27 protein-coding genes are annotated in these 25,866 nt (G+C 55.2%); 13 read left to right on the top strand and 14 right to left on the bottom strand.

The window, feature by feature from the left end:
- Position 1 precedes the first annotated feature (1 nt).
- Positions 2 to 1,198 carry a restriction endonuclease subunit S gene (locus M0R89_RS09165; protein WP_248652237.1) on the bottom strand — a complete coding sequence of 399 codons (1,197 nt, stop codon included), beginning with the start codon at positions 1,196 to 1,198 and terminating at the stop codon, positions 2 to 4.
- Positions 1,195 to 2,811 (bottom strand): N-6 DNA methylase, encoded by a 1,617-nt coding sequence (locus M0R89_RS09170; RefSeq protein WP_438267682.1) that lies wholly within the window; start codon positions 2,809 to 2,811, stop codon positions 1,195 to 1,197. Before M0R89_RS09170 ends, M0R89_RS09165 begins: the two co-directional genes overlap by 4 nt.
- A 281-nt stretch (positions 2,812 to 3,092) precedes the next feature.
- Here M0R89_RS09170 and M0R89_RS09180 point away from each other — a divergent pair, with 281 nt between their 5' ends.
- The 3 genes from M0R89_RS09180 to M0R89_RS09190 all read left to right on the top strand — a co-directional run bounded on the left by M0R89_RS09180 (position 3,093) and on the right by M0R89_RS09190 (position 6,643).
- Positions 3,093 to 4,178, top strand: coding sequence for a DUF8606 domain-containing protein (locus tag M0R89_RS09180; protein WP_248652240.1), 1,086 nt, complete (start codon positions 3,093 to 3,095; stop codon positions 4,176 to 4,178).
- Positions 4,179 to 4,399: 221 nt separating this feature from the next.
- Positions 4,400 to 5,242: a hypothetical protein gene (locus M0R89_RS09185; protein WP_248648781.1), complete on the top strand. Its 843-nt coding sequence runs from the start codon at positions 4,400 to 4,402 to the stop codon at positions 5,240 to 5,242.
- A 336-nt stretch (positions 5,243 to 5,578) separates the two neighbouring features.
- Positions 5,579 to 6,643 (top strand): endonuclease NucS domain-containing protein, encoded by a 1,065-nt coding sequence (locus tag M0R89_RS09190; RefSeq protein WP_248648782.1) that lies wholly within the window; start codon positions 5,579 to 5,581, stop codon positions 6,641 to 6,643.
- Between the two features lie 2 nt (positions 6,644 to 6,645).
- Here M0R89_RS09190 and M0R89_RS09195 read toward each other — a convergent pair whose 3' ends face one another.
- Positions 6,646 to 7,596 (bottom strand): DUF4268 domain-containing protein, encoded by a 951-nt coding sequence (locus M0R89_RS09195; RefSeq protein ID WP_248648783.1) that lies wholly within the window; start codon positions 7,594 to 7,596, stop codon positions 6,646 to 6,648.
- 155 nt (positions 7,597 to 7,751) lie between these two features.
- Positions 7,752 to 7,940, bottom strand: coding sequence for a hypothetical protein (locus M0R89_RS09200; RefSeq protein ID WP_248648784.1), 189 nt, complete (start codon positions 7,938 to 7,940; stop codon positions 7,752 to 7,754).
- 397 nt (positions 7,941 to 8,337) lie between these two features.
- On the opposite strand from M0R89_RS09200, the gene M0R89_RS09205 reads away from it, so the two are divergent.
- Positions 8,338 to 8,970, top strand: a complete 633-nt coding sequence (locus M0R89_RS09205) for a M48 family metalloprotease (RefSeq protein ID WP_248648785.1) — start codon at positions 8,338 to 8,340, stop codon at positions 8,968 to 8,970.
- A 42-nt stretch (positions 8,971 to 9,012) separates the two neighbouring features.
- On the opposite strand, the gene M0R89_RS09210 is transcribed toward M0R89_RS09205, so the two are convergent.
- Together M0R89_RS09210 and M0R89_RS09215 are read right to left on the bottom strand one after the other, a co-directional pair.
- Entirely contained in the window at positions 9,013 to 9,396 is a 384-nt protein-coding gene (locus M0R89_RS09210) for a hypothetical protein (RefSeq protein ID WP_248648786.1), read from the bottom strand.
- A complete protein-coding gene (locus tag M0R89_RS09215) occupies positions 9,377 to 9,949 on the bottom strand; it encodes a DUF8593 domain-containing protein (RefSeq protein ID WP_248648787.1) in 573 nt (190 codons plus the stop codon). Before M0R89_RS09215 ends, M0R89_RS09210 begins: the two co-directional genes overlap by 20 nt.
- A 163-nt stretch (positions 9,950 to 10,112) precedes the next feature.
- Here M0R89_RS09215 and M0R89_RS23425 point away from each other — a divergent pair, with 163 nt between their 5' ends.
- Positions 10,113 to 10,490, top strand: coding sequence for a group I intron-associated PD-(D/E)XK endonuclease (locus M0R89_RS23425; protein ID WP_368408867.1), 378 nt, complete (start codon positions 10,113 to 10,115; stop codon positions 10,488 to 10,490).
- A 1-nt stretch (position 10,491) separates the two neighbouring features.
- Here the strand turns inward: M0R89_RS23425 and M0R89_RS09220 are convergent, their stop codons facing one another.
- Positions 10,492 to 10,776 carry a hypothetical protein gene (locus M0R89_RS09220; RefSeq protein WP_248648788.1) on the bottom strand — a complete coding sequence of 95 codons (285 nt, stop codon included), beginning with the start codon at positions 10,774 to 10,776 and terminating at the stop codon, positions 10,492 to 10,494.
- Between the two features lie 169 nt (positions 10,777 to 10,945).
- On the opposite strand from M0R89_RS09220, the gene M0R89_RS09225 reads away from it, so the two are divergent.
- The gene (locus tag M0R89_RS09225; RefSeq protein ID WP_248648789.1) at positions 10,946 to 12,442 is read left to right on the top strand and encodes an AlbA family DNA-binding domain-containing protein; all 1,497 of its coding nucleotides are present in this window, start codon (positions 10,946 to 10,948) and stop codon (positions 12,440 to 12,442) included.
- Between the two features lie 310 nt (positions 12,443 to 12,752).
- Here M0R89_RS09225 and M0R89_RS09230 read toward each other — a convergent pair whose 3' ends face one another.
- From M0R89_RS09230 to M0R89_RS09240, 3 genes are all read right to left on the bottom strand, one after another.
- Entirely contained in the window at positions 12,753 to 14,759 is a 2,007-nt protein-coding gene (locus tag M0R89_RS09230) for a hypothetical protein (RefSeq protein WP_248648790.1), read from the bottom strand.
- Positions 14,759 to 15,046, bottom strand: a complete 288-nt coding sequence (locus M0R89_RS09235) for a hypothetical protein (RefSeq protein ID WP_248648791.1) — start codon at positions 15,044 to 15,046, stop codon at positions 14,759 to 14,761. Before M0R89_RS09235 ends, M0R89_RS09230 begins: the two co-directional genes overlap by 1 nt.
- Before the next feature lie 489 nt (positions 15,047 to 15,535).
- Complete coding sequence (locus tag M0R89_RS09240) at positions 15,536 to 16,030, bottom strand: LAGLIDADG family homing endonuclease (RefSeq protein WP_248648792.1); 495 nt, start codon at positions 16,028 to 16,030, stop codon at positions 15,536 to 15,538.
- Between the two features lie 195 nt (positions 16,031 to 16,225).
- Between M0R89_RS09240 and M0R89_RS09245 the strand changes: the two genes are divergently transcribed.
- A complete protein-coding gene (locus M0R89_RS09245; protein ID WP_248648793.1) occupies positions 16,226 to 16,606 on the top strand; it encodes a hypothetical protein in 381 nt (126 codons plus the stop codon).
- Between the two features lie 66 nt (positions 16,607 to 16,672).
- Here the strand turns inward: M0R89_RS09245 and M0R89_RS09250 are convergent, their stop codons facing one another.
- Positions 16,673 to 16,819, bottom strand: coding sequence for a hypothetical protein (locus tag M0R89_RS09250; RefSeq protein ID WP_248648794.1), 147 nt, complete (start codon positions 16,817 to 16,819; stop codon positions 16,673 to 16,675).
- Between the two features lie 191 nt (positions 16,820 to 17,010).
- Between M0R89_RS09250 and M0R89_RS09255 the strand changes: the two genes are divergently transcribed.
- Positions 17,011 to 17,892 carry a hypothetical protein gene (locus tag M0R89_RS09255; RefSeq protein WP_248648795.1) on the top strand — a complete coding sequence of 294 codons (882 nt, stop codon included), beginning with the start codon at positions 17,011 to 17,013 and terminating at the stop codon, positions 17,890 to 17,892.
- Positions 17,885 to 18,475 carry a hypothetical protein gene (locus M0R89_RS09260; protein WP_248648796.1) on the top strand — a complete coding sequence of 197 codons (591 nt, stop codon included), beginning with the start codon at positions 17,885 to 17,887 and terminating at the stop codon, positions 18,473 to 18,475. Before M0R89_RS09255 ends, M0R89_RS09260 begins: the two co-directional genes overlap by 8 nt.
- Before the next feature lie 190 nt (positions 18,476 to 18,665).
- On the opposite strand, the gene M0R89_RS09265 is transcribed toward M0R89_RS09260, so the two are convergent.
- Positions 18,666 to 19,667, bottom strand: coding sequence for a tyrosine-type recombinase/integrase (locus tag M0R89_RS09265; protein ID WP_248648797.1), 1,002 nt, complete (start codon positions 19,665 to 19,667; stop codon positions 18,666 to 18,668).
- Between the two features lie 498 nt (positions 19,668 to 20,165).
- Here M0R89_RS09265 and M0R89_RS09270 point away from each other — a divergent pair, with 498 nt between their 5' ends.
- Entirely contained in the window at positions 20,166 to 20,624 is a 459-nt protein-coding gene (locus M0R89_RS09270) for a hypothetical protein (protein WP_248648798.1), read from the top strand.
- Between the two features lie 52 nt (positions 20,625 to 20,676).
- On the opposite strand, the gene M0R89_RS09275 is transcribed toward M0R89_RS09270, so the two are convergent.
- Complete coding sequence (locus M0R89_RS09275) at positions 20,677 to 23,136, bottom strand: glycoside hydrolase family 3 N-terminal domain-containing protein (protein WP_438267683.1); 2,460 nt, start codon at positions 23,134 to 23,136, stop codon at positions 20,677 to 20,679.
- 296 nt (positions 23,137 to 23,432) lie between these two features.
- Here M0R89_RS09275 and M0R89_RS09280 point away from each other — a divergent pair, with 296 nt between their 5' ends.
- From M0R89_RS09280 to M0R89_RS09290, 3 genes are all read left to right on the top strand, one after another.
- Complete coding sequence (locus M0R89_RS09280) at positions 23,433 to 24,470, top strand: DUF7093 family protein (protein WP_248648800.1); 1,038 nt, start codon at positions 23,433 to 23,435, stop codon at positions 24,468 to 24,470.
- A 90-nt stretch (positions 24,471 to 24,560) separates the two neighbouring features.
- The gene (locus tag M0R89_RS09285) at positions 24,561 to 24,956 is read left to right on the top strand and encodes a DUF5611 family protein (protein ID WP_248648801.1); all 396 of its coding nucleotides are present in this window, start codon (positions 24,561 to 24,563) and stop codon (positions 24,954 to 24,956) included.
- 72 nt (positions 24,957 to 25,028) lie between these two features.
- Positions 25,029 to 25,442 (top strand): GNAT family N-acetyltransferase, encoded by a 414-nt coding sequence (locus M0R89_RS09290; RefSeq protein ID WP_248648802.1) that lies wholly within the window; start codon positions 25,029 to 25,031, stop codon positions 25,440 to 25,442.
- A gap of 33 nt (positions 25,443 to 25,475) precedes the next feature.
- Here M0R89_RS09290 and M0R89_RS09295 read toward each other — a convergent pair whose 3' ends face one another.
- Positions 25,476 to 25,835, bottom strand: coding sequence for a NifU family protein (locus tag M0R89_RS09295; protein ID WP_248648803.1), 360 nt, complete (start codon positions 25,833 to 25,835; stop codon positions 25,476 to 25,478).
- Positions 25,836 to 25,866 lie beyond the last annotated feature (31 nt).

Genomic DNA, 25,866 nt, shown 5'->3' on the forward strand with positions numbered 1-25,866 from the left:
GTTAGTCGATGTTGACGCGGACTTTCCCAGTGAGGAGGTCCTGCATAAGGCCGTGTTTGAGCTCTTGGAGTCCCTCCTTGTGACGTGTTTCCTGTCGTATTTTTTCATCCACATTCGATAAGAGATTCCCTATTTGCGCTTGTGTCTCCATCGAAGGGACAGGAATACGAAGGGTAGTCAAGTCTGACGTGGATAAACCAGGAATCGACGTTCCTTGTGCCAGTATCGACAGTAATTCTTGTTTCGTCTGCATCCAGTAGTAGAGATAGTAGTCCTCAAGAGACCCGTCTGCTCTTAATGCCTTTAATTGACGGCTGATTGAAGCGCGCTTGTTTGCAAATGTCGTTTTCCCACATCCAGATCCTTTCACTGTTACAAGAGTATCACCAGGCTCACAGAACTTGGGTGGGTCGTCTGTGAACTTAGTCACAGAAAATCCAAATTCATCAAAGTCATCAGGTCCAGTAAGATATGGGGTCTTTGTAGAATCATCTGAAACTTTGTCGGACTTTACGTGAACACCCGAAATTACTGAAACGTGATTGCTTAGGGACTTTTCTGGAACTTCTTCAAGAGAGATTCCTGATGTATTACGCGAAGACTCACCAGTCGTCTCCAGATCAAATATGTCCTGAATGAGTCCACGTTTCAACTCCTTTGTCTCCTTAATAATCTTGTCTGTCTGCTGGATTTGCTCGTCTACCGTCGATAGGATGTCGGCGATGCGACGCTGTTCCGGGAGTGGTGGAAAGCAAACCTTGGTTTTTGCTACTTGCGGTCTCGTCAATTGAGGAACACCAGTGCTTTCTGGCGGGAAATACACATTACCATTTATATAATATGCAAAGAATCGACCATCGAGATCTTCGGAAGGTGATAGAACAACCAACCGTACGGCGGCATTAAATTTGTTGTTCCTATAGACGGCATGACCCAAATCTCCACGTCCAGTGATTGTTACAGATCCTTCTGGGTATTGGAAATCGGAGCAATATCCATACAACCCACTATCTTCTGTCGAATTTGCATAAATAGGATATGGATGAGCCTCGTCTTTTGTTTCGGAGTATTGACTATCTTCGATGTCCCCCCCAGCATATAGATCGAATATTTCTTCGAGGGGCTTAACCTCCCAGCTTTCTGGTATACTGGTCGTCTTCGGACCAATTTGAACGTCTTTGTACTCGCCTTTACTCATCGGTACTCCAACTCCTTCATGTACTGCTCCAGTTCCTCGTCGGTTTTCTGACGCTCCTCGGCCAGTCGATCCAACTCCCGTAGCTTCTCACTCACGTCGATTGGCTCCTCGGGTTCGGTCGTATCGACGTATCGCGGCACGTTCAGGTTCCAGTCGTTCTCCTCAATTTCCTCAAGGTCGACAAGCCGACTATGGTGGTCCTCTTCACGTCCCGTCCGGAATGTCTCGGCGAGGTATTCAACGCCCTCGTCGGTCAGTTGATTCTGATTCGAAAGCTCCTTGAACACTTGCACGTCCGATTCCCTGAGTGTCTGGTCCTCGGCGTAGATGAACTGAACCTTGCCCTCGCGCTCCTCGGACTTGTCCTTGTTCAGAATGAGGATACAGCCCGGCGATGAGGTGTTGTAGAACAGGTTCTCCGGTAGCGCGATCACGGCCTCAACGAGGTCGTCTTCCAGCACGGGCTTGCGGATCTTCTTCTCCGAACGCGAGCGGAACAGCACGCCGTTGTCCATCACGACGCCCGCCTTACCGGTCTCGTTCAGTGAGGCGATCATGAGCTGAATCCACGCCCAGTCGCCGCGATTCGACGGAGGGAGCCCGTACGGGAATCGATTGTACGGCTCGTTGTCCTCTACCCAATCTTTGTTCCACTCTTTCTGGTTCCACATCGGGTTCGCGATGACCCGATCGAACACCTCCAGTTCGTCGTGTTTCGTGACGCGCTTGGGCTCCGTGATGGTGTCGCCCTTCTCGATCTTGGCGTCGTAGAGTTCGTGGAGCAGGACGTTCATCTGACCGATGGCCCATGTGTTCAGATTCTTCTCCTGGCCGTACAGCGATATGTCCGTCATATCGCCGCCCGACTTACGGATGTGCTCGGCGGAGTAGATGAGCATCCCGCCGGAGCCACAACAGGGGTCGTAGACTCGGTGGCCCGGCTCCGGATTCACGCACTTAACAATGAGGCGGACGACCTCGCGGGGCGTGTAGAACTCTCCGCCTTTCTTGCCAGCGTCGTCGGCGAACTCGCGAATGAGGTACTCGTAGGCTCGCCCGAAGATGTCGGGGTCTTTGAGGTCCTCGTTCCGATAGCGGTGCTTCGAGAAGTGTGAGACGAGATCGGAGAGCAGTGAGTCGGGCAACCGCTCTTTGTCGTTGAAATCGACCGTGGTGAGCACACGGTCGGCAATGGGGTCGTTTTCATCTTCGACCGCCGCGAGAGCCTTGTTTAGCGCCGCGCCGACGTCGGTCTCTTGGGCCTTGATGTTGCTCCCACCGGGCGCGTTCGGGTATCCAGAACTCCTCGTGGAGGTCTCGGTCGTCTCTGGCGGTCTCGACCGGGATTCCGAACTCCTCGGCGACCTCCTCAGTCTCCTCCTCGAATCGGTCGTTAGCCCGCTTGAGGAATAGCAACCCGAAAATGTAGTTCTTATAGTCGGCCGAATCGATGCTTCCACGGAGTTTGTCCGCGGCCGCCCACAGATGTTTTTCGAGAATATCGAGCGTGAGTAGATCAGGTTCCGTACCAGGTAACGTCGCCTGGTCGTTTTCAGCCATAGCTCAAGCATTACCTCCGTCCCTAATAATAGCAGCGTCACAATGATAGACATATAGGACCCACTCGACGATATTGTCAAATACCAACCAATACAGGGGATTTCGTTGCTCGCGAACTGTACGGAGATGACGAGACGAACTCGAATCAAGACGAACCCATCTTCGGGAGTCGACCCACACTCGAGCCTTCTGATTGCTGGTATCTGAGCATGACCCAGAAAACAAGAAACATGCAACAACGCTCGAAGCAGACAGCACGTGACTGATTCATTCTGACGACTATTTGTAACTATACTATCGTTGGTATTATACCACTCACTTGCGACGATAAAATATGCCAATTGAGTTCGGTCTTTGGCGGATGGACGAAGGTGACTTCCAACGTCTATCTGCAGGCAAATTGGACGACGAATCCCGCCTCGAAGAACTCCTCACAGAAGATCCGAACATGCTGGGACGCGATATCCTTATCATTGGCCAGCAGGTCCGGACAGCCAGCGGAAATCGACTTGACTTGCTCGGGATAGACGCTGAGGGTGACCTCCATCTCATTGAGCTCAAGCGAGATCGGACTCCCAGAGACGTCGTCGCTCAGGCCCTCGACTATGCGTCGTGGGTCCGGGGACTAACATACGACGACATCACCGAGATTTTTGAGGACTTCGACGATGAGCGTGAATTCGAAAAGGCGTTCAGCGAGAAGTTCAGCTCTACACGACCAGAGGGTGAATCCGGTGTTCCGGAGGACATCAACCAGACTCACAGCCTCACGATTGTTGCTTCAGAGCTTGATGCCGCGACAGAGCGAATTGTGGAATATCTCGCAGAGGAGTACAGCGTCCCAGTCAACGCTGTTCGCTTCAATTACTATGAAGACGATGGACGAGAGTATATCGGACGAACGTGGCTCATTGATCCACAGGAGACGCCAGAACCACCGAGTAAGCGTGAAGCATGGAACGGTCGCGACTATTACGTCTCCTTCGGGCAAGGGAAAAACCGTTCGTGGAAAGATGCACGAAAATACGGATTTGTTTCTGGAGGCCAAGGAGAGTGGTATAGTCGAACTCTAGGTCAACTCTCACTAGGAGACCGAGTTTTCGTCCATATCCCTACAGAAGGATACGTTGGTGTTGGGACGGTAACGCAAGAAAAGACGCCTGTTGCCAAGTTTGAGGTCGAAACTGAGGAAGGGACAAAGAGTATCCTTAATGCCGAGTTAGATGCGCCTGCGATGGACGAGAACGCGGAGGATGAAGCTCTCCGCGAGTATCTGGTCGGCGTTGAGTGGATGGATACCCGACCAATTCACGAAGCGTACTGGGAGACGGGGATGTACGCAAACCAGAACACCGTGACGAAGCTAAGAAATCAATTCACCCTCGAACGACTCAATCAGCACTTCGATGTCGAAGAGTAGCTAGCACTTTGCGAAGGGGATCGCCTTAATTACTGAATTCTCTTATTGGGCCGTTCATCTCTTCTTGGAGAGTAGCAGAACCGCCTCTGTCTTCCTCAATAATCTCTTAGTGGGCGAAGTCCGCTAGGTTTTGCTCTCTTTTTGTTGTATGTAAACGAACATTCTACATCTCTCTTTTTCGCAATTTTGTTATACTCTTTACTCCGTTAGATACACACGAAATGGACGGTAACGAATCAGACTATGAGATTGCCGTCCAGGATAGTGATGCAACAGTCCCCGCTCTCCAAGAATTAACTGAAGAAGCGGAGGAAACACTTACCTACCAAATCGATACAATCACTGATATCGATGATAAGGCTCTACGCATCTATCGGGCAAATATACTACTCTTGAGTGTGGTAATCGGAGCTCTCTCAATTGCAGTTAAAAACAGCATCCCCGATTTGAGTTATTTCGTTAGTCTCAACACTGGAAGCGGTATTCTACTGTTGCTAATTTCGATTGCCTCCGCTGGTGTGACATATACTTCGTCGGACCTCCTAATCGGCATACAAAAAAGCGCTATTGCCGACACATTACGTGAAGACTACAATAAGAAGGACCTTCTACTTAGGTTGTCGAAAGGGTACGGAAAGTGGATTGACTCTAATGATGCTGTTATTGAGAAGAACGGAGAATTGATTACATACACAATTTTACTTTCAGTAGACGCTCTCGCTTTCCTTTCCTCTGGAGTGTTCCTCGCTGCAGTCCATATGCAAGAACTTCATCTACTGTCGATTCGTCTAATATTAGTAGTTATATTACCACTCTCCTTATTAGCAATCAAATTATCCGTATTCCCTTCCACTAGTATAATTTGGTATACAGGAGGGATAGTACTCTTAACGGGTATTGTACTAGGTGGAATACTCTACATTCAGCAACTTCAGTTGCTATTAATCCAATCGCTATCTATTGTATCACGGCACAGCAGATTCATCACTGATACTCTATTATGGATGCTGATCGCCATAGTGCTCGCAATGTCAAATTATTGGATATACAACATGGACTATTGAGGACTAACTCAGCCTAATCCAAAGGTATAACAAGCAAGGTGCCATACGTGTAGGTAAGATGGATAAGAACAAGTCGGCCTTCGAGGGTCAGCGTGTCTCTAAGGGGCCTCGTCGAGGAGAGAATACTCCGTCGTTTTGGAGCCGACTCGTAGGTAGTTACTCATCTGAATCTGAGTAGCTCTATCACCTTTATTGCGGAGTCCGCTTTTTGAGTGCAGAGTGCTGATTAGGATACCATCGACGATTTGAGATAATTCCTGTGAATCCTCCTATCGCAGCCGTAAGAAAGAGAGCCGAAGGCACACTTTGAAATAAAATTGACTGTTAGTCAATGCTGTGATATTCAGTGTCAGCGGAGATGAGGGTACTCTCGAGGATATAGAGGAGAAAGATCTCGCGGATTTAGGTTTCCTTGAGCGCCAGGATCTCCAAAAGTGGGCTATCGAAGAACCACGAATCCTCGGAGAGGATCTCCTCATCATCACTTCCGAGTACGCTAATTTCGAGGATACACGCGACCGATTAGACATCCTCGCCTTAGATTCACAGGGTAAGCTAGTCATTGTAGAACTGAAACGGGACCGTGCGGATCGAACTACGGATCTCCAAGCTATCAAGTATGCTAGCTACTGCGCGACCCTCACGGCCGAGGACATCCAGAAAGACCATCGGGAGTTCTGGAATGACCGGAACGACGACTCCATCGGACCTGAGGAAGTCGGTCAAACGTTCGCAGATTTCTTAGACGACAGCGTCACTGGAGAGGTCCCCCTGACGGACAATGGATGGGCGAATTTCGAGCTCGACGATAAGCCTAGAATCTTGTTGGCTGCGGGGAGCTTCGGAACCGAAATTACCTCGCCTGTGATGTGGCTCATTGAGGAGTACGGGATGGAGATTACCTGTACCCGTATTGAAGCCTACGAACACCAAGACCGAATCCTCCTGAACAGCCAGCAGGTCATCCCCGTATCCGAAGCAGAGGAGTACATGACCAAGCGACGAGAGAAACAAGAGAAACAGGAGTCAACCAGTCGCCGTAAGTGGGCGCTTCCCGTCCTCCTTGATCGCGGCGTTCTAGTTCCTGGTGATATCGTTGTCTTTGACGAAGAACAAGTGCCTGAGGGAGTCAAGCGGGAGTGGAACCCAGAAGATGAGTTTTGGCGGGCGCGAATCACGGGTGAAACGGGCCAGCAGGACAACGTAGAATGGTTACATGACGGTAACACCTACTCCTTCACTGGTCTCACGAAAGAGCTTCTCCACCAACTTGTGAATCGCGACCGAGATAAGACGCTTAACGGGTACACGTACTGGTGCCATCCGGAGTTCGACGACCGGACGCTTAGTAATCTCCGCAATAGCAAAGTCACCGCCCCTGACCGAGAAGAGCCGATGTAGACTCAATCTATCTGGCGAAGCCGTTCCGGGAAAACGTCATGAAACCGTTTGCCGTATTCTAACATCCAGTCGAAATACTCATCCCACTGCTCTCGATTTTCGATGTCAGCTTCACGAGCCACGCGAATATTACTCCGCATATTACCCCCACGTGTCTCCCGGGGTTCAACCCACTCAACATCCGTCCTCAATTCGCTTTCGATTGCCTCTTTCTCGGATTTCAGCCCTTGGAATGCCTCTTCATTGTCCTTGATAATGAGTTCAAGTCTGAGGTCCTGTTCTTTCCAATAGATGCCGAATGAGATGTGGTACCCGCTTTTCCCGATTGGATTGCTATAATAGTGACGTGGTTTTGGCTTTCGTGCTCGAAGAGGAGATGATGAGGCTTGAATACGATTCCGAAACTCGGTCCAGAACTCCTCTTGAAGCTGTTTCGTTTCGCTCAGTTCACCCTCCCTCCGTTTCGCTTTCTCCTTCCATTCACTCGGCTTTTCAACTGGATTCAGACGGACAGCGGGTGGAGAGTCTTCGATGCGCCATACCTCGAGACGAATCGCAAATAGGTCTACACCTTCTCGACTATTCTCGTTAACCCATTGGACGGCATCTCGATGCTCGTCGTTGAATCTGGGGGCGACCCAGACGATGATGTCAGCGTCAACCCCAGCAGCGTACGCTATCGCTTTACCGAGGTGGTCATGGTCAGAGTCATTCAACTGATTCTCGATAACTACGTTCCGCCCATCATCAATAACTCGTGCAAAAATGTCAACGTTGTACTTTCCGACACTCTTCTCGCGCTCAATCACTTCTAAATCTAAGCCAAGTACATTCTCCAGTTCAGAAGAGTCTTCAGCTACTATCTCCTCAGCTAGCCAAGGAGTGAATTCGCGTTCCTCATGTTCCCAGTAATCTCGTACGTCTTGAGAGGTAAGTGACGCGAAACTGGACATACACCAGTAACAGCACGTAGTGACAAAAAGCTAGGTTCGTTTTTGATTGGGAGTATCTTAGCCGTTAGAAGACGAGAGCTGACGGTACTCTTGACTCAAACCATGAGTTTGAGAACAACTCTACTCGCAGATAACCTTGAGACATAGATGGAAATTCAACATTCGCACTGGAAATTCTGGGTGAAAACGCCATCCAATGCTTCTATGGGAATGTCAGCAGTACGAATCAGAATAGAGACCATCTCCACTTCATCGAGCAGCTTGAGCAATAACTGGCCGTTCTCGGTAATTTGGTAAACCTTCTTCCCTCGATCCTCTTCTCGCTCATACTTTACCTCGACCATCTTGATATCCTGAAACTTGTCCAATTTGAACATGCCCTTCTTATTGACCCAGAGAGCATCTGAGGCTTATCCGGTTTGCTATATCAGTGTGTGCGTCAAAGTGGCCTAAGCACTCGCTGGACCGAAAAACCGGCCTTTGAGGAGACGGTTCAATGAGGGGGTTGAAGAGTGCGTCTGTACGTACACGCATGGCCGTACGTACGTACAGGGGTTTAGATGGTTGCCTGTTTTCTGCTCCGTGGCGAGGGATACGCGACGAATAGAAGAGACTACGCAGCGTCGATGAGCTCGCATTCGTCGTCAAATAGTTCGGTGTCGACTGAGTGTTCGACGGACCCTTAGGTCACCCAGTCGCACCGGGAAAAAGCTCTTTAGTGTAAGTATCTATATGATTAGTGTGCCTAATTCAGAGAAAATAATAGCCTGGATCCAAGCGTTCCTTACACAATCGTTCATCCGACTCTTCAAACGGTCAAAACCGGAGGAAAAAGAAGAGCTTTCACTACTGGACGAACCGACCACCGTCTATCCGTTTCGGAGTGACAGGGCTCTTTTTGGCCAAGCAACTCCGTTCGACACGATCATCTGGAACAAAACCCGGACAGAGAAACTGTCGAAGAAGGCCAAACGACTTGTGCTCCATCATGAGTGTAGCCACAGAGACCGAAACCCAATCTACAAGGGAGTGTTCCTTGGGATGGCCGTGTCGTTTGCCGCCGGGTGTCTGCTACTCCTCAAGGCTGTATTAGCCCTCCTTCTCGGGGCATCTTTGCACAACCTGATGCAACCGACAGCCGTTGCCTTCACTATGATGGGGACGTTTCTGGTCCTCTTCCGGATCGAAGAGACCATCGCAGACTACCATGCGCTCTGCGAGCTGGGCGAAGAAGGGTTCATCGACGCATACGAGGAAATCGCACTCATGAGTGATAATTCTCTCCGGAATCAGATTATGGGAAAGCTACTTTACACCCACCCTGAGGATACTGTCCGCATCTACCGATTGCGTCAGCGGTTTGCTCCGTCGTAAGTGATTATCTCACCCCCACCTACCATGTCGGTTGAATCGGAATTATTGTGCACTAATCCAACAACCCCCGATACACACCAATAGCTGTTTTTGATCTGGAGTAAGACGTCCGCTATCGAGCTGATCTTCAATTTCATCCGGAATAGAAACTGGGTTCTGGGCGGTTGGATTTTTAGAGGGTTCTTCGTCCTTTGAAGGGTTTTCAGGTACTACCTCTGAATCTCCAGTCTGACCTTCAGACGACGGTTCTGCTTCTACAGACGACTCATCAGAAGAAGTGCTTGCTTCCTTGGACTCTTCGCCCCCATCAGCTCTTGTCGTGGAGTCAGAACGGAATTGATTGACACACCCGAGTGCACAAACGCCAAATCCGACCGGGTCGTTCGGTACTGGAAGGTCTGGAAAATCAATCGGAATGTCTGTCATTGTCCTTCTCCTTATATTGAAGAACTGCATCACGAACCTCGGAATCTTCTAACGCTTTTTTACCTTCATCCTCAACGTTTTCAACGCGCTTAGCGAGCTCTTCTTCAGTCATGTCCGTTTGTTCAAGAGCTCTCTCGATATCTCCCTCTGATAGAGCCTCGGCAAATGCATCTGTATCCTCAGATTTCTTGAAAAGAGATAATGTTGTGCCGAGGAACCTGAGAAATTGGGTGTGTTCCTTTAGACGTTGACGCCAACTACTCGAATCATCTACCGAATCTGACGAAGCGACTGAAGATCCGCTGGTAACGGTTACACGTTTAAGCCGGATTTCATCGTCTGACACACTGGCAATTCTTGCTTCTGATACAGGGTACCCTGTTTTTCTCCTGGACTCTTCTAAATCCAGTTTTGATTTTATACGGTCTGTAAGAGTGGTGTCTGGGTCGACATACGCTATGTCGTCCTCGACATCCGCGACCGTTCCAACACGATTACCATCTGCATCCAACACGGGTTTGCCGACATCACTTTCTGAAATCTGTACAGCCATGTTATCCGATACCATAGGTGGGGATATTGTATTTGCGGAAAATGACAGGTGTGTTAGGGATAGTTAGAGGTCCGATATTACGATTTCAGCCACGATTAAGATAGAGGAATGAATGGATTCTAGTAATCACATGGTATGAAACCCAGGTCACGTAAGCGGAGAGCTGTCAGAGTTCAAAGTAGCTCAGGACTTAATCGAGAACAATTGTCGTGTCTGTTATACCCCCGGACAGTACCCGTACGATCTCATTGGAGACCACGACGGAGAACTCTTCAAGATACAAGTAAAGACGGCGAAGAAGAAGCCCAATCAGACCCAAGCATACCAGATTCGAACGAAGGGATACGACGGAGATGATGTCGACTTATTCGCGGGCTACATCTCGGAGAAAGACACGGAGTTCTACTTCCCGTACGAAGAGGCTGGTTCGTACTGCTCGGTGACGTTCACACCACGATACTCCCTCTCCGACCACAACGCAGAACTGGCCCATTTGGCCGACGACCACACGTTCGAGAGTGTGGTTGACCGTCTCCTATAACTCAGTATTTCTCCATCGCCCGGAGAGCCTTCTCAGGCAACTCTGCGAGGTGCTCCTTGTTCTGGTAGTGGGGGTCTCGCTCGTCCTCCTTATCTTCTTGGTCGCTCTCGTGGGTGGAGTGGTGTTCGTTAGAGGGTTCGGGGACGGAGAGTTCACCGTGCCGACGGTTGTGAATCCGTTGCATCGGTGTGTTGCCGGAGTCACGTGATGGCCGCTTGTCGCCGACGGTACTGGGTTTCGAATCGCCAATATCGTGGTGCTTGTCGGAACGACGTTTCTTCCCCATGACCTGACGTTTCAAAGAGCCACCATAAAAAGTTAGTCCCGAACCGCGTTCTCCAGAGATGGTGGAGCTCAGTCACCGTTGTTGGTGGCATGTAAGTAGCAGGTGCAAATGTGACTCGGGATATAGAAAACCAGTACTTACTAACCACGAGGGTTCTTTAGAGGTGTACATGAATTCTCGGGATCGGACTCTGGATGAATTAGTGGAGCAGTTTATGGCAAACCCGGGGTCGGCCGAGTCAGAACAATTAGATTTCAAAGCTAAGGAAATAGTTGAGTCCACCGAAGGTAAGCGCGATCTTGCGAAGAAAGCGTCTGCAATCGCCAACACAAACGGAGGGACAATTGTCGTTGGAGTGGGTGAAGGTAGTCGTGAAGATATTATTCAGTCGTTCGATGCTCGATCTGAAATCAAGCGTGATCTTGCGAGCGTATTCCGAGATAACACAAAACCGCCCTTAGACCGACTAACAGAGATAAATATAGAGACGTTGTCGATGGGTGCTCGACTGCTAAGGATTGATATTCAGCCTTCTAATACATATCCGATTGAGTTCTATAATCGAGATTCCGACGAATATGTCCCATATCACCGTGTTGAAGATACGACTCGCGAGATGGCTACTAGTGACATTGTAGAATTCACGAAAAGGCATTCACAGCCGGGAGCAAGTGGGGAGGTTGATCTTGAGGAGTCAATCACCGTCAGGACATCTGATATTCAGCTATTCAATGACTCAGACCCAAGAAAATCGCCTGACCATCGGGCAATCCTAAATATAGATCAACACGGTTTGGTTGTACCAGCAAAGGCATATATTGATAATTCATTCCACAAGTCTTTGACTTTTCATGTGGAAAAGCGCGCTGAGAAAAGAGGTCTTTCGGGTTTGAAGGGATTACTGAGGGAAGCCGAGGAGGAATTGAATGCCGATCTCGGATTTGACTTTGGATACGCGATTAAATACGGAACAAAGGAGCTTATCGGAAGAAATTCCGATAACTATATTCAGGATATCCAAAACCTTGAGAAAACACTTGAGTTGTTAGGCTGGGAGGACAACAGCGACCCTCGACCCATTGCTATCGCGGGAACACGATGTGATTTCGGATTCATTTGGTTTCAGGCTCAATATCATACTGGTAGTCTCTCAAGAATCAAATGCGGACTGATGATGAGTGATATTCCAATAAATAACAGCCCACTTAGTTCCGTATTCGGCAACGAGTGGTATGAGCAACACAATTCCCTGAGAAGCGTTCAGCTACGACTGCGTGGCGATGAGGTATCATTATCAAACCCAAGAGAGGTTCTTTTAGATGAATCCAGTGGTGCAGGCCGGACAGAGATAATCGCAGATAATCCGTACTTCCAAAATAAGGAAGCAATACTGGAATCCATAGATAATGACGCTCTTGAACCCTTTATAAATGCAATCTGTGCTGTCGATAGATTACCCTTCGATGTGCGCGGGGGCTACTCCAGTAAGGACATATATCACTCTGTCGGCGAGATTCAAATGAGCTATATTCACGCTGTTGTACCTGCATACTTTGTCTGGCCAATGTCTGATCCTCACGTAGTACCTCCCTCTGAAGATCCTCCAACCCCGGACTGGCTCGACTCGCTTGGCTCAGACGATGCAGACGAGCGTTCCGATGAATAGCTGAATTCAGTATCGAGAACGGCCTCTGTACTGATACTCTCCGCCGATTTCCCACTTTTCTGAAATTGACACCTCTGGTCGAGTCACAGTCACCGACGCCGCTACCCACCGCTGCTGGTGGCATGTGCGTCCTCTCGGGGTTACGGCACCCCATTTAAAGGAAAGAGTGTAATCACAGGAAGGCGGTGGGTTGTGTCGATGGCGGGGAAAGAGATCGTGTATTAGTATTCTAATATACGGTTTCTTTCGCGGCCTGTTTGGAAAATCGCCAGAGTGCGGTCGATTCTGGCTGTTTTATTTAAGTAAGGGTCTATATCCCGGTCAGGTCGAGGTAGCCATCCTCCGGGATGTCGCCGTCGAGCATGTAGAGGTACTCGTTGCTCTTCTGCGGGCTCGGACCCCGGTTCACCAGCCCGACATCCATCAGGGTGGAGAGGAACTGTCGGACGCCCTGTGGGCTGTCGTGCGTGCCGGATACGCTGACGATCTCGGTCGCGGACGACGCCGGGTTCTCACGGAGGTAGTTAACGACGGCCTTCTGCTTCTCGGTGTACTTCGTCGGGGTGCTGATCGTGGTGTCCACCATCCCGTCAGGAATCATCGACGTGCGGACGAACACGAGTGCCCGAGGAGAGTCGTCTTCACGTGCGTACCGACCGATCGCCTGAGCGGTACTGTTCTTCCGGACTGCGTCAAGGATTTTCTTGGCTTTGTCGGCGTCGGGACCTTCGAACGCACGGCCGACTCGCTCGGGGTTGCCTTCACAGACGGGGCATTCGTCGCCGCCGCAGTCAGGGCCGCACAGCGTCAACGGTGCGGCGTCGAGACCACGGGCCGCCAGCAGGTCGAGGACGTAGTCGTCGCCCGGGTCGATGGAGTGGGTGACGTAGCCGAACTTGTGGTGGGAGAACGCGCCGTTGCTTTTCGTACTCCCACGGGGCATGACCTCTTCGCCGTCGACGAGCTGTTCGACCATCGGCTCCATCGCGTTCGTGGAGATGACGGATTCGAAGTCGTCACCGTACTTGTAACGGAGCATCTCGAGCGTGATTTTCTCGGCCGTCTCGTCGACGTTGTGGGTCACGGCGTAGTCCGAGGAGGCGGGTTTGGCCCCGGTGCCGATCTGGACGACTTCCAGCCCTCGCTCGTTGACCCGCCACTGGGTGAACGCCTCGTCGTCGATGAACGTGTCGAACTTGATGCCGTCGCCGATGTTCATCCGCCACTCGTGGATCGACGGCCAGGCGTCGAGACAGATGATGCTCCGAGCGTTACCCATCTCGGGGATGTCCCAGTACGCTTGCGGCCGGTTCTCGTTGTCGACGACGACCGTGATTCGGTTGCGACTGTAGCGGAAGTCATCGTCGTCGTTCGCGTCGAATCGGGAGAGTTCGTTGACCGCATATCCAGACCGCCGGCCGTGCGACCCGGGCTCGTCGTTGAGTGCCCGGTACATGGCCTTGGTGAGTGCAGGCGCCAGTGTGTGGGCGGAGTCGTTCTCGATGAACCAGTCGGGGTCGATCTGGGGTGGGTCGTCGAGCACCTCGTAGAGCGATTCGAGCCCATCGTCGGCCATCGTGACGAACATTTCCCACGTCTTCACGGGGGCGTCGATCTTCTTGAGCCACGCCGTGACGATGTCCTGGAACTTCGCCCGTGTCATGTCGTCGTTGTTCCGGTCTCCGATACTCCGCTTGAAGCTGGGGAGCTCGTCCCAGATCATGTTCACGTCCTGGACCAGGCTCGGGACGTAGGCGAAGTTGTGCTGGGCGTGGACGACGTCCACGGCCGGGTCTCCGTCGTCGTCGCGAGGAATGTCCGACCACTGTTCGATGGAGGGGCACGGACAGCACGGAAGGTCGCCGTCGTTGTAGTCTTCGAGGTACTGGTGAGTCTTGCTGAGCGTGTTCCCCGACTCCTCCATCTGCTTGTGCATCCACTCGCTTGCCGGCTCACCAGTCGGAGTGTTCACGACGCCGTCGTAGTCGCCACTGTAGGTGTTGCACGCTTCGCCGCGGCCCAGGAGACGGTGGTAGTCGATGTCGTGAGCGTTGCTCTTCCTGACCGCTTTGTCCCGTGCGTCGGTACTGTAGTGGAGGTGGACGACGGGCTCGTCGCCAGTGGCGTGGGGGAGCTCCGTCCAGTTGGTCGTCGCACCGTTGTACGTTTTCCCGGTTGAGGTAGGTGCGACCATCACCGTGAACGCCCCATTCGACATGTATTCACGGATCTTTCTCGTGAGCTTCGACTGGAGCTCTTCGGTGGTTGGCCAACCGGAGTCGTTAGAAAGTACATCTAGCCCGGTCGCCAGCGACATTATTCTCCCCCGAGTTTGCGTTCGAGCTCCATCCGCTCGTCAAGACGGTCTTGGAGGAAATGGCTGAGATTGACCCGCTCTTCGTACAGGAACTCATCGAGATTCTCACCTATGCGAATCGCCTTACGCTCCATAGGGGCCTGGCGTTTTTTGCGGCTTGATGGAAACTCCTCCCCCTCCTCATACCACGTTTTGATTTTATCCCTGGCCCACGAGCTGAAGTTGAGGTGCGTATCTTCGACGAAAGCCGCTTGGTCCTCACGTATCGTAACAGATTTCCGAACCATGTGTCTGTGTTCATACGTAGTTTATTGTATTACTTATAATTATTTTATATATCATATCATGTTTGGTTGGTAGAGTGGTATTCTACTTCAGTAGTTACATGTATTCCCGGATGGATTAAAGGACAGAATCCACCGTTTACCTCCCCAGAGGATTGATTGCTACCCAGCCGGCGGATTCTGGTCCTGGGGACTATTTCCCCATATGGATATTGACACCTAGAAATTATAATTATTCTGGTATACCACCATACTAGGTGATTAGACAATGGATACAGGTGATTTTAACTGTTTGCAGAGATGTTTTGAAGCCGCTCACCCCAGGGGTAGCAGACCGGAAACTGTATTTATTTCCCTGACATTACTCCGGGCGGCGGCCCGACCCACCTCCAGCACGAACGCGCTTCGATTTACCCCGGTACGTTCACGCTTCGAGGGCTCCGGGGTATTCCACCAGAGCAGACATGCCACCAGCAACGGCGGATCGCTCCGTCAGGGTTGGTCTGCATCCTCGATTACCGCGATGAGCTCGTCCGCCGACAGGGACGACGGCGCCGACATGTAGTTGATGTCGTCCTTCAGCTGGACGAGTTCCTCCAAGTCGGACTTTGAGAGGGAGTAGCCCGGTTCAAGGATGTCAAGGGCCTCCGACCAAGTCTCGAACGCCTCGTGTTTCTTGGAGGTGGTGAAGAGGGAACCGCTGGCGACGTGCTCCTCAATCAGCTCACGCAACGTGTGACGTTCGTCTCGGCTCGACAACACCCATCGGTATCCTTTGCTGTCGCTCGTCACCGAACCCAACGCGAACCGAGAACGAAATTGATTGAGGAGGTCTTCTTCATACACACCCATGGTAAGTGAGAAACGCGGGCCGATGTCGAGGTTGTACGCGTACCGGTCGTCGACAGTAGTCGTTAGGTAGAAACTTCCCTCCCCGGCAATGAATCCGAGGGTGAACGCCAATGACTGATTGTCTAACGCCGTCATCACAGGGTCTCCGGACGGAGTGTATGGAACGTCAACCGACGTAAGTTTTAGCCTCGGTGGAATCACTAACCGCTGATAAATTCTGGGGAGATTTACTGCTATAAGAAATCCCACCTAAAACCCTGGTTTTTGGACGAGGTTTTATCTGTCTGTAAAAGCCGTATAAGCACTTCTCATGCCCTGGCACTTTGGCGAATGAGGAAGTTCCAGTCGCCGAACTGTGGTGATGTAATGGCTCAATCAGACTGCAACACAGCCGTCGTGATCGACGTCGACACAGACGAGTCGACCGGACAAGGGGTCGCCGAGTTCAAAGAACGGCTTGCAGATGAACTCGCAGAGGATTATGATTACTACATCGACGACGAATCACCGATTTACCTCGCTGAGGACATCATCTCTCAGACCCTTGTCGACACGATGGAACTGGTTTGTGCAGACATCACCGCACGAACACTACTCGATTGGATAAAGGACCGATCAGAGCAAGAGGGTGAAACGTACATAGTCAACCAGTTTCACCAACTCCGATTTACCGAGATTCGGATTGAGAATCAAGAAGACGACCGGACATAATCGTTCTCGGAGCAAGCCACCACACGCCCACGTGCCACCAGCAACGGCGTCTTGACCAACGTGGGGTTAGAGACCAAGGGAGGGAGTCGTGGCCTCGTATTCTTCACAAAACTCCTCCTCGCCGTACCGAGTGTAGAGCGCGACCATGTCGCCGTTGGTGTTCTCGTGGAGCGCGGTGATGGTGTCGTGTGGACAATGTTCTAGTCGAATCACGACGTGAAGCGGTAACCGACGTCGTGATTACATGACATCGTTCTGCGACCGGAGTTGGTCATATTTCCGTCCGTGTACCACGTAGCATCTTCCAGAGACGTCTACGTGAACACTTAACATAATCGACCGTGAAGAAACACGACAGACCTTCGATGCCTTTGGTCGACAAGACGGAAAGATGGTGAAATACGATGGCTGAAATCGGTGCCCAATGGGACGCCATCGGCCCTTGGTGGGACGATTACGTACAAGAACAAGAGAGAGGTCTGATTGAGCTTCGAGAGTTGCTGGAAGAGCTCAATCAGACGTGGAAACAGAGCGGAAGCAAGTTCGACGAAGATCCACTGATAGGCGATTGGTCAGAGACGAGTCCGCAAGCTGGTCCACTGCGGACAAACCAAGAGGAAAACTGGTCGCAGTGGCTGGCTCATCTTCTTCGGGACTCAACGGGGGAATTCTCCGCCAAGTTACTTGACTCCCACTTCGACACCGCTCCCACTCACGTTCGTTGCGAGCGCGCCTACCACGATGAAGAGCTCCACGATCGACGGGTAGACATACTCGCGGAGTTCGGGAGCCAAGGCGTGACGATTGAGGTCAAAATAGGGGACGAGCACTACGAGAAGACGCCACAGACGGCGTACCTGACGGAGAAGCACCACCAACGAAATCTGGACTGGACACACTATCTGCTTCTCCCAGACTCAAGAGAAGATGCGCTACAAGACGCTTTTAGCGAACGACTGACTGACGACGAAAATCGTGAGCCAACAATTACCGCCACGGTGCCGGAAGAACGGGAAATAACTGTCATCTACTGGTCCGAGGTTGCACAAGCCCTCCGCAGAACGCTTCTCGCCGACATCGAACACAGTACGCACTGGGCCGCGAGCGCCTACCTGTTCACCACGCTAATCGAAGAGCAGATTCTTCAGCTTTACGCGCTTCCCTCGCTGGAAGACTACCGTACCGCGTCGATCAGTATTTCCGACATTGAACGGCTTCAATCGATCAACCCAGACGACCAAATTCAGTATCTTGACGCCCTCTTGGAGGAGATTAACCATGGATGAAGATTTCATCACGAACGGTCTGGAATCGGATCGGTATCTGAAGGCAACGAAACTGGTTCACAGCTTTGAGTCGGAGGTGACAGAGACGATAAATCAGGTGTGTCGGGAGATTATCGATGTTCATTCCGAGCTCTTCGACGAAGACGTGGATCTCGAAGAGAAAGTGCTGGGCGCAGATGCCAGCCAAACGTTGGCGACGAACCGAACCGAGTTCGCGATGAACTTCGAAAATGAAGACGGTGACAACCCAAAGCTGAACATTGCTCTGGAATGGGTCGAACCAGGACAACAAAACGAAGAAGCTGGATTACACGGCGGCTCACTCTGCTACGCAATGTACAAAATACAACACGGATCTGAAGCTCGGTTCGAGACGGTGAGAGAATGCACAGAGTCCCAAGACAGATGGGACCAGCTCCGATTTGGAGAGGACCAGTGGTATCATTACTCGAAACACGCGCCCGGTATCGTGTACCTCCCGGTCGAAAGTGGCCAAGAGTTCGTTGACGCTCTCCAGACGCTTAGGAGGCACTTTTCGAAGGAGTACGCACCCTTGATTAGCGAACAAACCCCGTCATCGTAGTTCCGTAGCTCGGTTTGAGCCTCGGGAGGTTACTGGGGTTGAGCCGGTGCGAGAGCCGACCTCCGACGCGCGCGCATGCCAACAGTAACACTAGAATGCCGAAGGGCGTTGAGCCCAATCAGCGTGTAACGTACTCCAAGACCTCTGGTCGGCATGGGTTCACCCCGACGTCGCGGTCGGTGGCTACCAGTCAGATGCCGTTGAGATATTCTCTCCGTAGCTCCATTTTCTCTCGTTTAGTCCGTTTGTCGTAGTGTTTGTCGAGTACGTTGCCGCTCATATCCAGCCGTTCAGATGCGACCTCTTTCGGAACATCCTGCTTCCGAAGTGCTGTCGCTGCACCTTTACGGAGCGCGTGGGGTGCAACGCTCGACGGACACTTGCTGGCGGTGTTGTAACTCGTCGCTTCACACTCCTGGAGATCCCGATCGTGTGGACACTCGTTCGTGTAGTGGCATGGACGCGTAACTGTGTAGATATTCCGCTGGATTGTCGTGTAGTGGAGGCGACCTTGCGTCCCACCAAGTAACGGCATCCGTCCGTACTCGTCCTCGACGTATGGGTGATGCATATCGAGGAAGGCGTCAAGGACCGAGGCAACGTCGTCGTTGATGTACACGTCGCGCTCGCTCCGCTCTTTATTCTTGAGCGGTGTTTCTTCATCTGGTCTGTGTCGCAGCGAGAGTACGTTCGCCCGATTGTCGTAGTCGCCGATGTCTAGACCCGTTAGGGCACTTGCTCGCATCCCCGTGTGCCAGAGGATGTAGAAAGCGGTGTGACGAAGCGTCGCGTACTCGTAGTCTTCGCAGTATTCGAGAATCATCTCCGCTTCTTTCTGGAGGATGTGCACGTCACTCACGTCTTCACCCAGTTGTATCGTTGGGAGCCGGATTTTTCGGCCGACGCCTTTTGGGGCGACGTTGATGTCTTCGCAGAACTCGACGAACTGACGAACAGTACTCAGGTGGTTCTTGACGGTCACTTTTGCTACGTCGCCCATTAGCCATTGTTTGAACTCTTGGAGTAGGCTTCCGGTGATTTCGTTCATGTCGTCGAGTCCGACCTCGTCGGTCCAGGTGAGGAATTTGTCGAGTCGGTACTTGTGGTTCTGAGCGGTTGCCGCGGCGAGTTCTTGCTGCACTTCAGCTAGGTATTCGTTGACCGCTTCTCGCGGTGACGTTGGTTCGAGCATGGTTGTCTCCGCAACGCTCTGTGGGTGGGGCTGTACGGGATTCCGAGGCCGGAGGCCGAGGTGTGGACGACGCTGAGGGCTTCGCCCGTGGATGCTGAACGCCGGGGTGCTCGCGGTTGCTGAAAGTGAGCGAGGCCGAAGGCCGAGCGAACCTTCCGAGCAAGCGAAGAGGCCCTGGGTTCAAATCCCAGCGAGTCCACTTCTTTCGGCTCACTTCGTTCGCTCCAGTCGACGGACTCGCTGACCTTCGCGAACGGACCGTATTCGCTTGATTCTAGCGAGTCCACGAGATTTTCGCGACGCAACGACGAGTGTTCGCGATTTCTCGCAGTTATCCGCTCACTGTCTTGCGGTTAGAGAGAATTGCGGATTTCCGACTACTGACCGCGCCTCCTCGTTTGGCCGACCGTGTTCTTCCTCGACGAGGACGGCGACTGTTGCCAACCGGGCACTGACTTATCACAAACCTTCTTTTTCCTCGCATCTCCGTACAGCGATATGAGCGACTTCCTTGCCTTCGTCGCACTCCTGTGGTTCATCCTCGCGGTCGCAGTAGCGTTCCACGCAACGGGTCACGACCGGAGCGGACTGCTCTGGTTCGTTATCGTGTTTCTCACAGGCATCTTTGGCGTCGTGTTCTACCTGCTGGCGATTACCAGCGGGTCGCCAAACGAATCCACCGAACACATCCCCGACAGTGGCCCGACAGCTCGCGACTTCGAGCAACGAGTCCGCAATCAGGAAGCCCTGTTTCTCGTCGTCGAGGAACACCTCCGTAACCACGGCGTCGTCACGAAGACAGGATTTCAGAACACGATTTACCCTAAACACCCGGTCGGGTACGAGTCCGAGAGCAACTGGTGGAACGAGTTCCTGCTTCCCGAACTCGAAAGCAGGGAGCAGTTCGAGCGGATGGACGGTATCGAAAACGGCTGGAAACTGGCGAACGACGACTAATTGCGAAATACATCACGCCGTGGGGTGTCCGTCGGCGGGTCGGGCTATCGCGTCACTCCGAGTTCAGGCCGGTTCTAAAGCGCGTGAACACGTTCCCCAGACCCTTCGTTCCGCTTCCGCGGCCGTTGCCCACTCGGGACCGCCCCGGCGTGAGCGGGGAGTCGGTGACGCTCCCGGTCCGCTCGACCGACAGCGTCGCCTTCGGACCGTCCCGCCCGACGGTGAGTTCGTAGTCGCCCGCCTCGACGACTTTCGGTCGGAGCGCCAGCACGTCGTCGGGGACGACTTCGAGCGCCGAGAGGTAGAGGTCGACTTCGACGCGTTTCGTCTCCCCGGCGTCGAGCGACACGCGCTCGAAGCCCAGCAGTCGGCGCTTGGGCTGGAGGACCGACCCGTACGACTGGGTGTTGTACACCTCGACGACGTGGTCTCCCGCGACGTTGCCCGCGTTGGTAACGTCCACGCGAACCGTGGCGCTCGACTGCTTCGACGGGTCCGAGACGCTCCCCGGCGACACCGACGCGTTTCCGTACTCGAAGTCGGCGTACGAGAGGCCGTGGCCGAACTCGTACAGCGCCGTGTTGTCGCTCCCGCCCGTGCTCGTCGGCGGCGCGCGGTCGTACTGGACCGGCACGGTCCCGACGTTCCGAGGCCAACTGAACGCGAGTTTGCCCGACGGGTTGTACGCTCCGACGAGCGTGTCGGCGATGGCGACCCCGCCGTCGCTACCGGGCTGGCCCGCGAACAGGAGCGCGTCGAGAGCGTCGTGGGTCTCGGGCGACCCTAACGGGCTTCCGGCCAGCATGACGCCGACCACGGGCGTGTCGTCTCCGGTCTCCTCGTTCACGACGCTCAGAAGTTCCCGCTGGGCGTCGTCGAGTTCGAGGTCGTCTCGGTCGCCGAACCCCTCGTTGTGGGGCCCCTCGCCGAGGACGACCACGACCGCGTCGGAGTCGGGCGCCGCCGACCGCACGTTCCGCTCCTGCTCGTCGGTGAAGTCGAAGTTCCCGTTCGCGTCGGTCTGGTCGCCCGACCACCAGCGTTCGTTGTCGAACGACGTCGGGACGTGCGTGACGCTCGAGAACCGGTCGCGGAGTTCGTCGGCGACGAGGGTCTGGCGCGGGAACGGCCCGCCGCCGCTCGGCCCCTGCCAGCCGAGCGTCCACCCGCCGTGTTGCATCAGCGGCCGGGTGTTGTTGCCGTTCCCGTCGACCCCGGGTCCGGTCAGCAGGACGTCCTCGCTCCCCGACAGCGGGAGTACGTCGCCCTCGTTCTTGAGCAGGACGAGCGACTCCTTGGCGAGTCGCTCGGAGGTCTCTCGTGCCCCGCCGAGCGTCTCCGACAGCCGCGACTCGTCGACGGTGGGTCGGTCGAACAGTCCGAGGTCGGCCTTGAGCGCGAGAATTCGTCTGACGGCGTCGTCGATGCGCTTGCGCTTGATTTCGCCGCCTCGAACGAGGTCGACGACGGTTTCGATGAACTCGACCGGGCCGGGCGCGTCGCCGCCGTTTCCGATCATGTACATGTCGACGCCGGCGTTGATGACCTCCTTGGTCGCCTCCCGGAAGTCGGGCGCGTAGTCGTGGTTGGTCATCAGGCGGTGGATGTCGTCGTAGTCGGAGATGATGACGCCCTCGAACCCGTAGGCCTCGCGCAGCACCCGCGTCAGCAACCAACTCGACGCGTGGGCCGGTTTCCCGTTGACGGCACCGCTGTTGACCATCACCGTCCCCGGACCGGCGTCGAGCGCGCTGCGGTACGGCGGCAGGACGTTCGTCCGGAGGTCGCGAAGCGACGTGTCGGCGGGCGCCCTGTCGTTGCCGTTGTTGGGAATCGAGTACCCGGCGAAGTGCTTGACCGTGGAGGTCAGGCGGTCGGCGCTCTCCAAGGCCTCCACGCGGGCGCGGGACACCTCGCCCTCGATGAGCGGGTCCTCGCTGATTCCCTCGTAGAACCGGCCCCAGCGGGGGTCGCGCTGGAGGTCGGTCGTCGGTGCGAACGTCCAGTGGGCGCCCATCGCCGCCGTGGACTCGGCGGTGTGTTTCTCGGCTTCCTTCACCAGGTCGACATCCCGGGCCGCGCCCATGTTCAACCGCTGGGGGAGCGACGTCGCCCCTTCGAGCAGTCCGTTGCCGTGGGTGGCGTCGACGCCCCAGAGGAACGGGATATCGTGGGGCGCGTTCTCCAGGTTGTACTCCTGAAGCGCGTTGATGCCCTTCACGACCGCGTCCCCGTCGAACGACGGCGGTTTCGCGCCGCCCGAGAGGATGCTCCCGACGCCGAGTTCGCTGAAGTACGCGCCGACCGTGTCGACGCCGAAACTGTCCGGAACGTTCGGTTCGTCGGGTTCGGGGTCGAACGAACTGACCGCCACCTGCGTCATCTGGGCGACCTTCTGCTCGAGCGTGAGGTCCCGGAGGTACTTCTCGACGTTCACGCCGGTGCGAGCGGCGACCTGCTCCGCGCTCGCACCCATCGCCGCGCTCCCCGCGGCGGCCCCCGCGGCCTTCATGAACGTCCGTCGGGATGCCTTCGTCGGCGGCGCGTCCTCACTCGCCGAGCGTCGAGAGTCGTTCTGTTCACTTTCGGTGTCGTCGGAATACTCGGACATACAGTATTAATCAATAAACACTCGAACACGAATTAATATTTTGTAACTAAATGTGATACGAAACGGTCGCGGAGCGAACCTCGCCCGAACCGCTCCCCCGGTCGCGAGCGCGATGACTGGCGGGTCTGGACGGCGTCAGACGAGCGTCATACGCCGAAACACAGGGTTTACCACGGATGAACGTAAGGAACAGCACAATGAGTATCAGGTGTTCGCTCCTCGGCCACAGCTACGGGGACGCAGAAATCGAACGGGAACGCGAGGAGCAGGGAAGCGAAGTCGTGGTCACGGTCAGGGAGTTCGAGGAGTGCGAACGGTGCGGCGAGCGCAAGATAGTGACCGAGAACAAGGAGGTCACCGCGCTCCAGTCGCCAGCGCCCGACCTCGAATCCGCCGAGTCCGACTCCGGGATGGGGTCCCGGTCCGGCGAGTCGGGGGCGACCGGCGCGACCGGACCGAGCGCGGGCGCGACGACCGACGCGACCGTGGGCGTCGAGACCGGTGGGGCAACCGACGCCGAAGTCACCGCGGCGGGCGAGGACGACGCCGAAATCATGACCGACTCGACCGACTCCGGGGGCGCGTCCGCCTCGTCGTCGGGCGGGTCGGCGTCCGGCGGGGCGTCCGCGGCGGACGCGTCGACCGGGTCCGCGTCGAGCGACACCGCCGAGACCGGGGGCGAGGCGGCCACCGCCGAGGGCGACTTCGAGCAGGCCCCGTCGGCCGCGGACGACGACGGCGTCATCTTGGACGACGACGCCGAGAGCGACGCCGAGAGTCGCACGCCCGGTGAGTGGCCCGAGGCCGAGACGACCCATCCGGCCGAGACCGACGAGGGTCCCGGCGAGTGGCCCGCGGTCGGCCGCGAGGACGAAGACGAGGGGTACGACGCCGACCCCGACGGTTCCGGGAGCGCGGACGTGGAGTTCGGCGGCGGACTGACCCCCGAGTCCGCGCCCGGGGTGGACGACGGCGAGACCGAGGAAGTCGAGTTCGTCAACGCCGAGGGCGACGCGCTCCAGTCGAAAGACGCCGGCGAGAACGGCGGCCAACTCTCGTCGGGCATCTCGGCCGGCGCGGACGCGCCCTCGCTGTCGGGGCCGGCCGACGACCCCGACGTGGACGCCGAGTTCGTCTGCCCCGAGTGCGACTACAGACAGGACGTGGCCGGGTCGTCGCTCCGGGCGGGCGACATCTGCCCCGAGTGCGCGAGGGGCTACCTCGCACAGGAGTAGGGAGACGGATTAAACGGGACGAAGCGTCGGATTCAAGAGGAAGAACGACGCGAAAAGGGTTTACCACACCCTGTCCAAAGGGAGATTACCATGAAGGAATACAAGATGCGACGCGGCGAACATCTGGAGGACCGCATCCCGGACATGGAGGCGAAAGTCGAGGAGTACTTCGGCGAAGTCACCGGAACCGAGGAGCACAACGGCCACGACCTCTACGTCGTCGAGGACCCCGACAACCCGGTCTTCGACCGCATCCTCGCGGGCGTCGCCGAGTACAGCGGCAAGAAGGACAAACTCGCCGTCCACTTCGAGGAGCGCGACGCCGAGGAGGTCATCGCCGAGGGCCACGCCGACGCCGCCGCCGACGCCGTGGACAAGAAGAACGACTTCCTGCTCGAAGCCACGGGCCGCGACGCCAAGGCCCGCCGCGAGTCGATGAAGCGGCAGGTCGAGGACGACGCCGAGAAACCCGACGGCGTCTCGTAACCGGCCGGTCGGGGATGTCACTACTTCCTTCTCTTCGATAGCGTTACCTCGCGGCGAACGCTATCTCGACCGATGAACTACGAACTCCGCGAAGCGACGCCCTCGCCCGACGAGTACGTCGCTCTCCGCGAGGCGGCCGGCATGGGACAGCGGTCCGAAGCGGCCGCCCGGCGCGGCTTGCCGAACAGCCTCCACGCCGTCACGGCCGTCGCGTCGGCGACCGACCGAGTCGTCGGCATGGGCCGCCTCGTCGGCGACGGCGGGTGCTTCTATCAGATAGTCGACGTTGCGGTCCATCCGGACCATCAGGGCGTCGGTCTCGAAACGAGAGTGGTGTCGAACCTCCTCGACTACCTCCGGGAGAACGCGCTCGACTCGGCGTACGTGAGCCTGATAGCCGACGTGGACGACTTCTACGACCGATTCGGGTTCGAGGCGACGGCCCCCGAATCGAAGGGCATGGCGCTGTCGGTCGGAGACCTGTAGCGAGAGAGACCGGAACGGACGCGGAGGACGCGCTCAGAAGTGGTCGCTGTTCGGCGACCCCTCGCCGCGGCCGCCGCGGCCGCCCTCGTTGCGGTCGATGCCCATCACGCTCTCGGGTTGGTCGATGTCCCACCCGCTGGTGCCGTCCTCGGCGACCCGGACGGTCACGTCCTCGACCTCCTCGAAGTCCTTGGCGAGGTCGAGTTTGATGTTCTGGGCCGTCCGGGGGCTGATGGCACACCCCGAGCAGGCGCCGCCCAACTCGACGACGACCTCGCCGCTGTCGGGGTCGGCCGTCTGGACGGCGCTCTCGCCGCCGTGCATGCTGATGATGGGCATCTGCCCCGTCAACCACCGCTCGACGCGGTCCTTCAGCGAGTCGTCGTCGGTCATGGTGTAGATGTAGGGTCCGGAGGGGTCGTAG

Source organism: Halorussus limi, assembly GCF_023238205.1.
GTDB classification, from domain to species: Archaea; Halobacteriota; Halobacteria; order Halobacteriales; family Haladaptataceae; genus Halorussus; species Halorussus limi.

Coding starts and splice junctions, on each gene's coding strand:
- M0R89_RS09165 (WP_248652237.1), bottom strand. CDS start 1,198: ATGAGTAAAGGCGAGTACAAAGACGTTCAAATTGGTCCGAAGACGACC.
- M0R89_RS09170 (WP_438267682.1), bottom strand. CDS start 2,811: ATGTCTATCATTGTGACGCTGCTATTATTAGGGACGGAGGTAATGCTT.
- M0R89_RS09180 (WP_248652240.1), top strand. CDS start 3,093: ATGCCAATTGAGTTCGGTCTTTGGCGGATGGACGAAGGTGACTTCCAA.
- M0R89_RS09185 (WP_248648781.1), top strand. CDS start 4,400: ATGGACGGTAACGAATCAGACTATGAGATTGCCGTCCAGGATAGTGAT.
- M0R89_RS09195 (WP_248648783.1), bottom strand. CDS start 7,596: ATGTCCAGTTTCGCGTCACTTACCTCTCAAGACGTACGAGATTACTGG.
- M0R89_RS09200 (WP_248648784.1), bottom strand. CDS start 7,940: ATGGTCGAGGTAAAGTATGAGCGAGAAGAGGATCGAGGGAAGAAGGTT.
- M0R89_RS09210 (WP_248648786.1), bottom strand. CDS start 9,396: ATGACAGACATTCCGATTGATTTTCCAGACCTTCCAGTACCGAACGAC.
- M0R89_RS09215 (WP_248648787.1), bottom strand. CDS start 9,949: ATGGCTGTACAGATTTCAGAAAGTGATGTCGGCAAACCCGTGTTGGAT.
- M0R89_RS09220 (WP_248648788.1), bottom strand. CDS start 10,776: ATGGGGAAGAAACGTCGTTCCGACAAGCACCACGATATTGGCGATTCG.
- M0R89_RS09225 (WP_248648789.1), top strand. CDS start 10,946: ATGAATTCTCGGGATCGGACTCTGGATGAATTAGTGGAGCAGTTTATG.
- M0R89_RS09230 (WP_248648790.1), bottom strand. CDS start 14,759: ATGTCGCTGGCGACCGGGCTAGATGTACTTTCTAACGACTCCGGTTGG.
- M0R89_RS09235 (WP_248648791.1), bottom strand. CDS start 15,046: ATGGTTCGGAAATCTGTTACGATACGTGAGGACCAAGCGGCTTTCGTC.
- M0R89_RS09240 (WP_248648792.1), bottom strand. CDS start 16,030: ATGACGGCGTTAGACAATCAGTCATTGGCGTTCACCCTCGGATTCATT.
- M0R89_RS09245 (WP_248648793.1), top strand. CDS start 16,226: ATGAGGAAGTTCCAGTCGCCGAACTGTGGTGATGTAATGGCTCAATCA.
- M0R89_RS09255 (WP_248648795.1), top strand. CDS start 17,011: ATGGCTGAAATCGGTGCCCAATGGGACGCCATCGGCCCTTGGTGGGAC.
- M0R89_RS09260 (WP_248648796.1), top strand. CDS start 17,885: ATGGATGAAGATTTCATCACGAACGGTCTGGAATCGGATCGGTATCTG.
- M0R89_RS09265 (WP_248648797.1), bottom strand. CDS start 19,667: ATGCTCGAACCAACGTCACCGCGAGAAGCGGTCAACGAATACCTAGCT.
- M0R89_RS09270 (WP_248648798.1), top strand. CDS start 20,166: ATGAGCGACTTCCTTGCCTTCGTCGCACTCCTGTGGTTCATCCTCGCG.
- M0R89_RS09275 (WP_438267683.1), bottom strand. CDS start 23,136: ATGAAGGCCGCGGGGGCCGCCGCGGGGAGCGCGGCGATGGGTGCGAGC.
- M0R89_RS09280 (WP_248648800.1), top strand. CDS start 23,433: ATGAGTATCAGGTGTTCGCTCCTCGGCCACAGCTACGGGGACGCAGAA.
- M0R89_RS09285 (WP_248648801.1), top strand. CDS start 24,561: ATGAAGGAATACAAGATGCGACGCGGCGAACATCTGGAGGACCGCATC.
- M0R89_RS09290 (WP_248648802.1), top strand. CDS start 25,029: ATGAACTACGAACTCCGCGAAGCGACGCCCTCGCCCGACGAGTACGTC.
- M0R89_RS09295 (WP_248648803.1), bottom strand. CDS start 25,835: ATGACCGACGACGACTCGCTGAAGGACCGCGTCGAGCGGTGGTTGACG.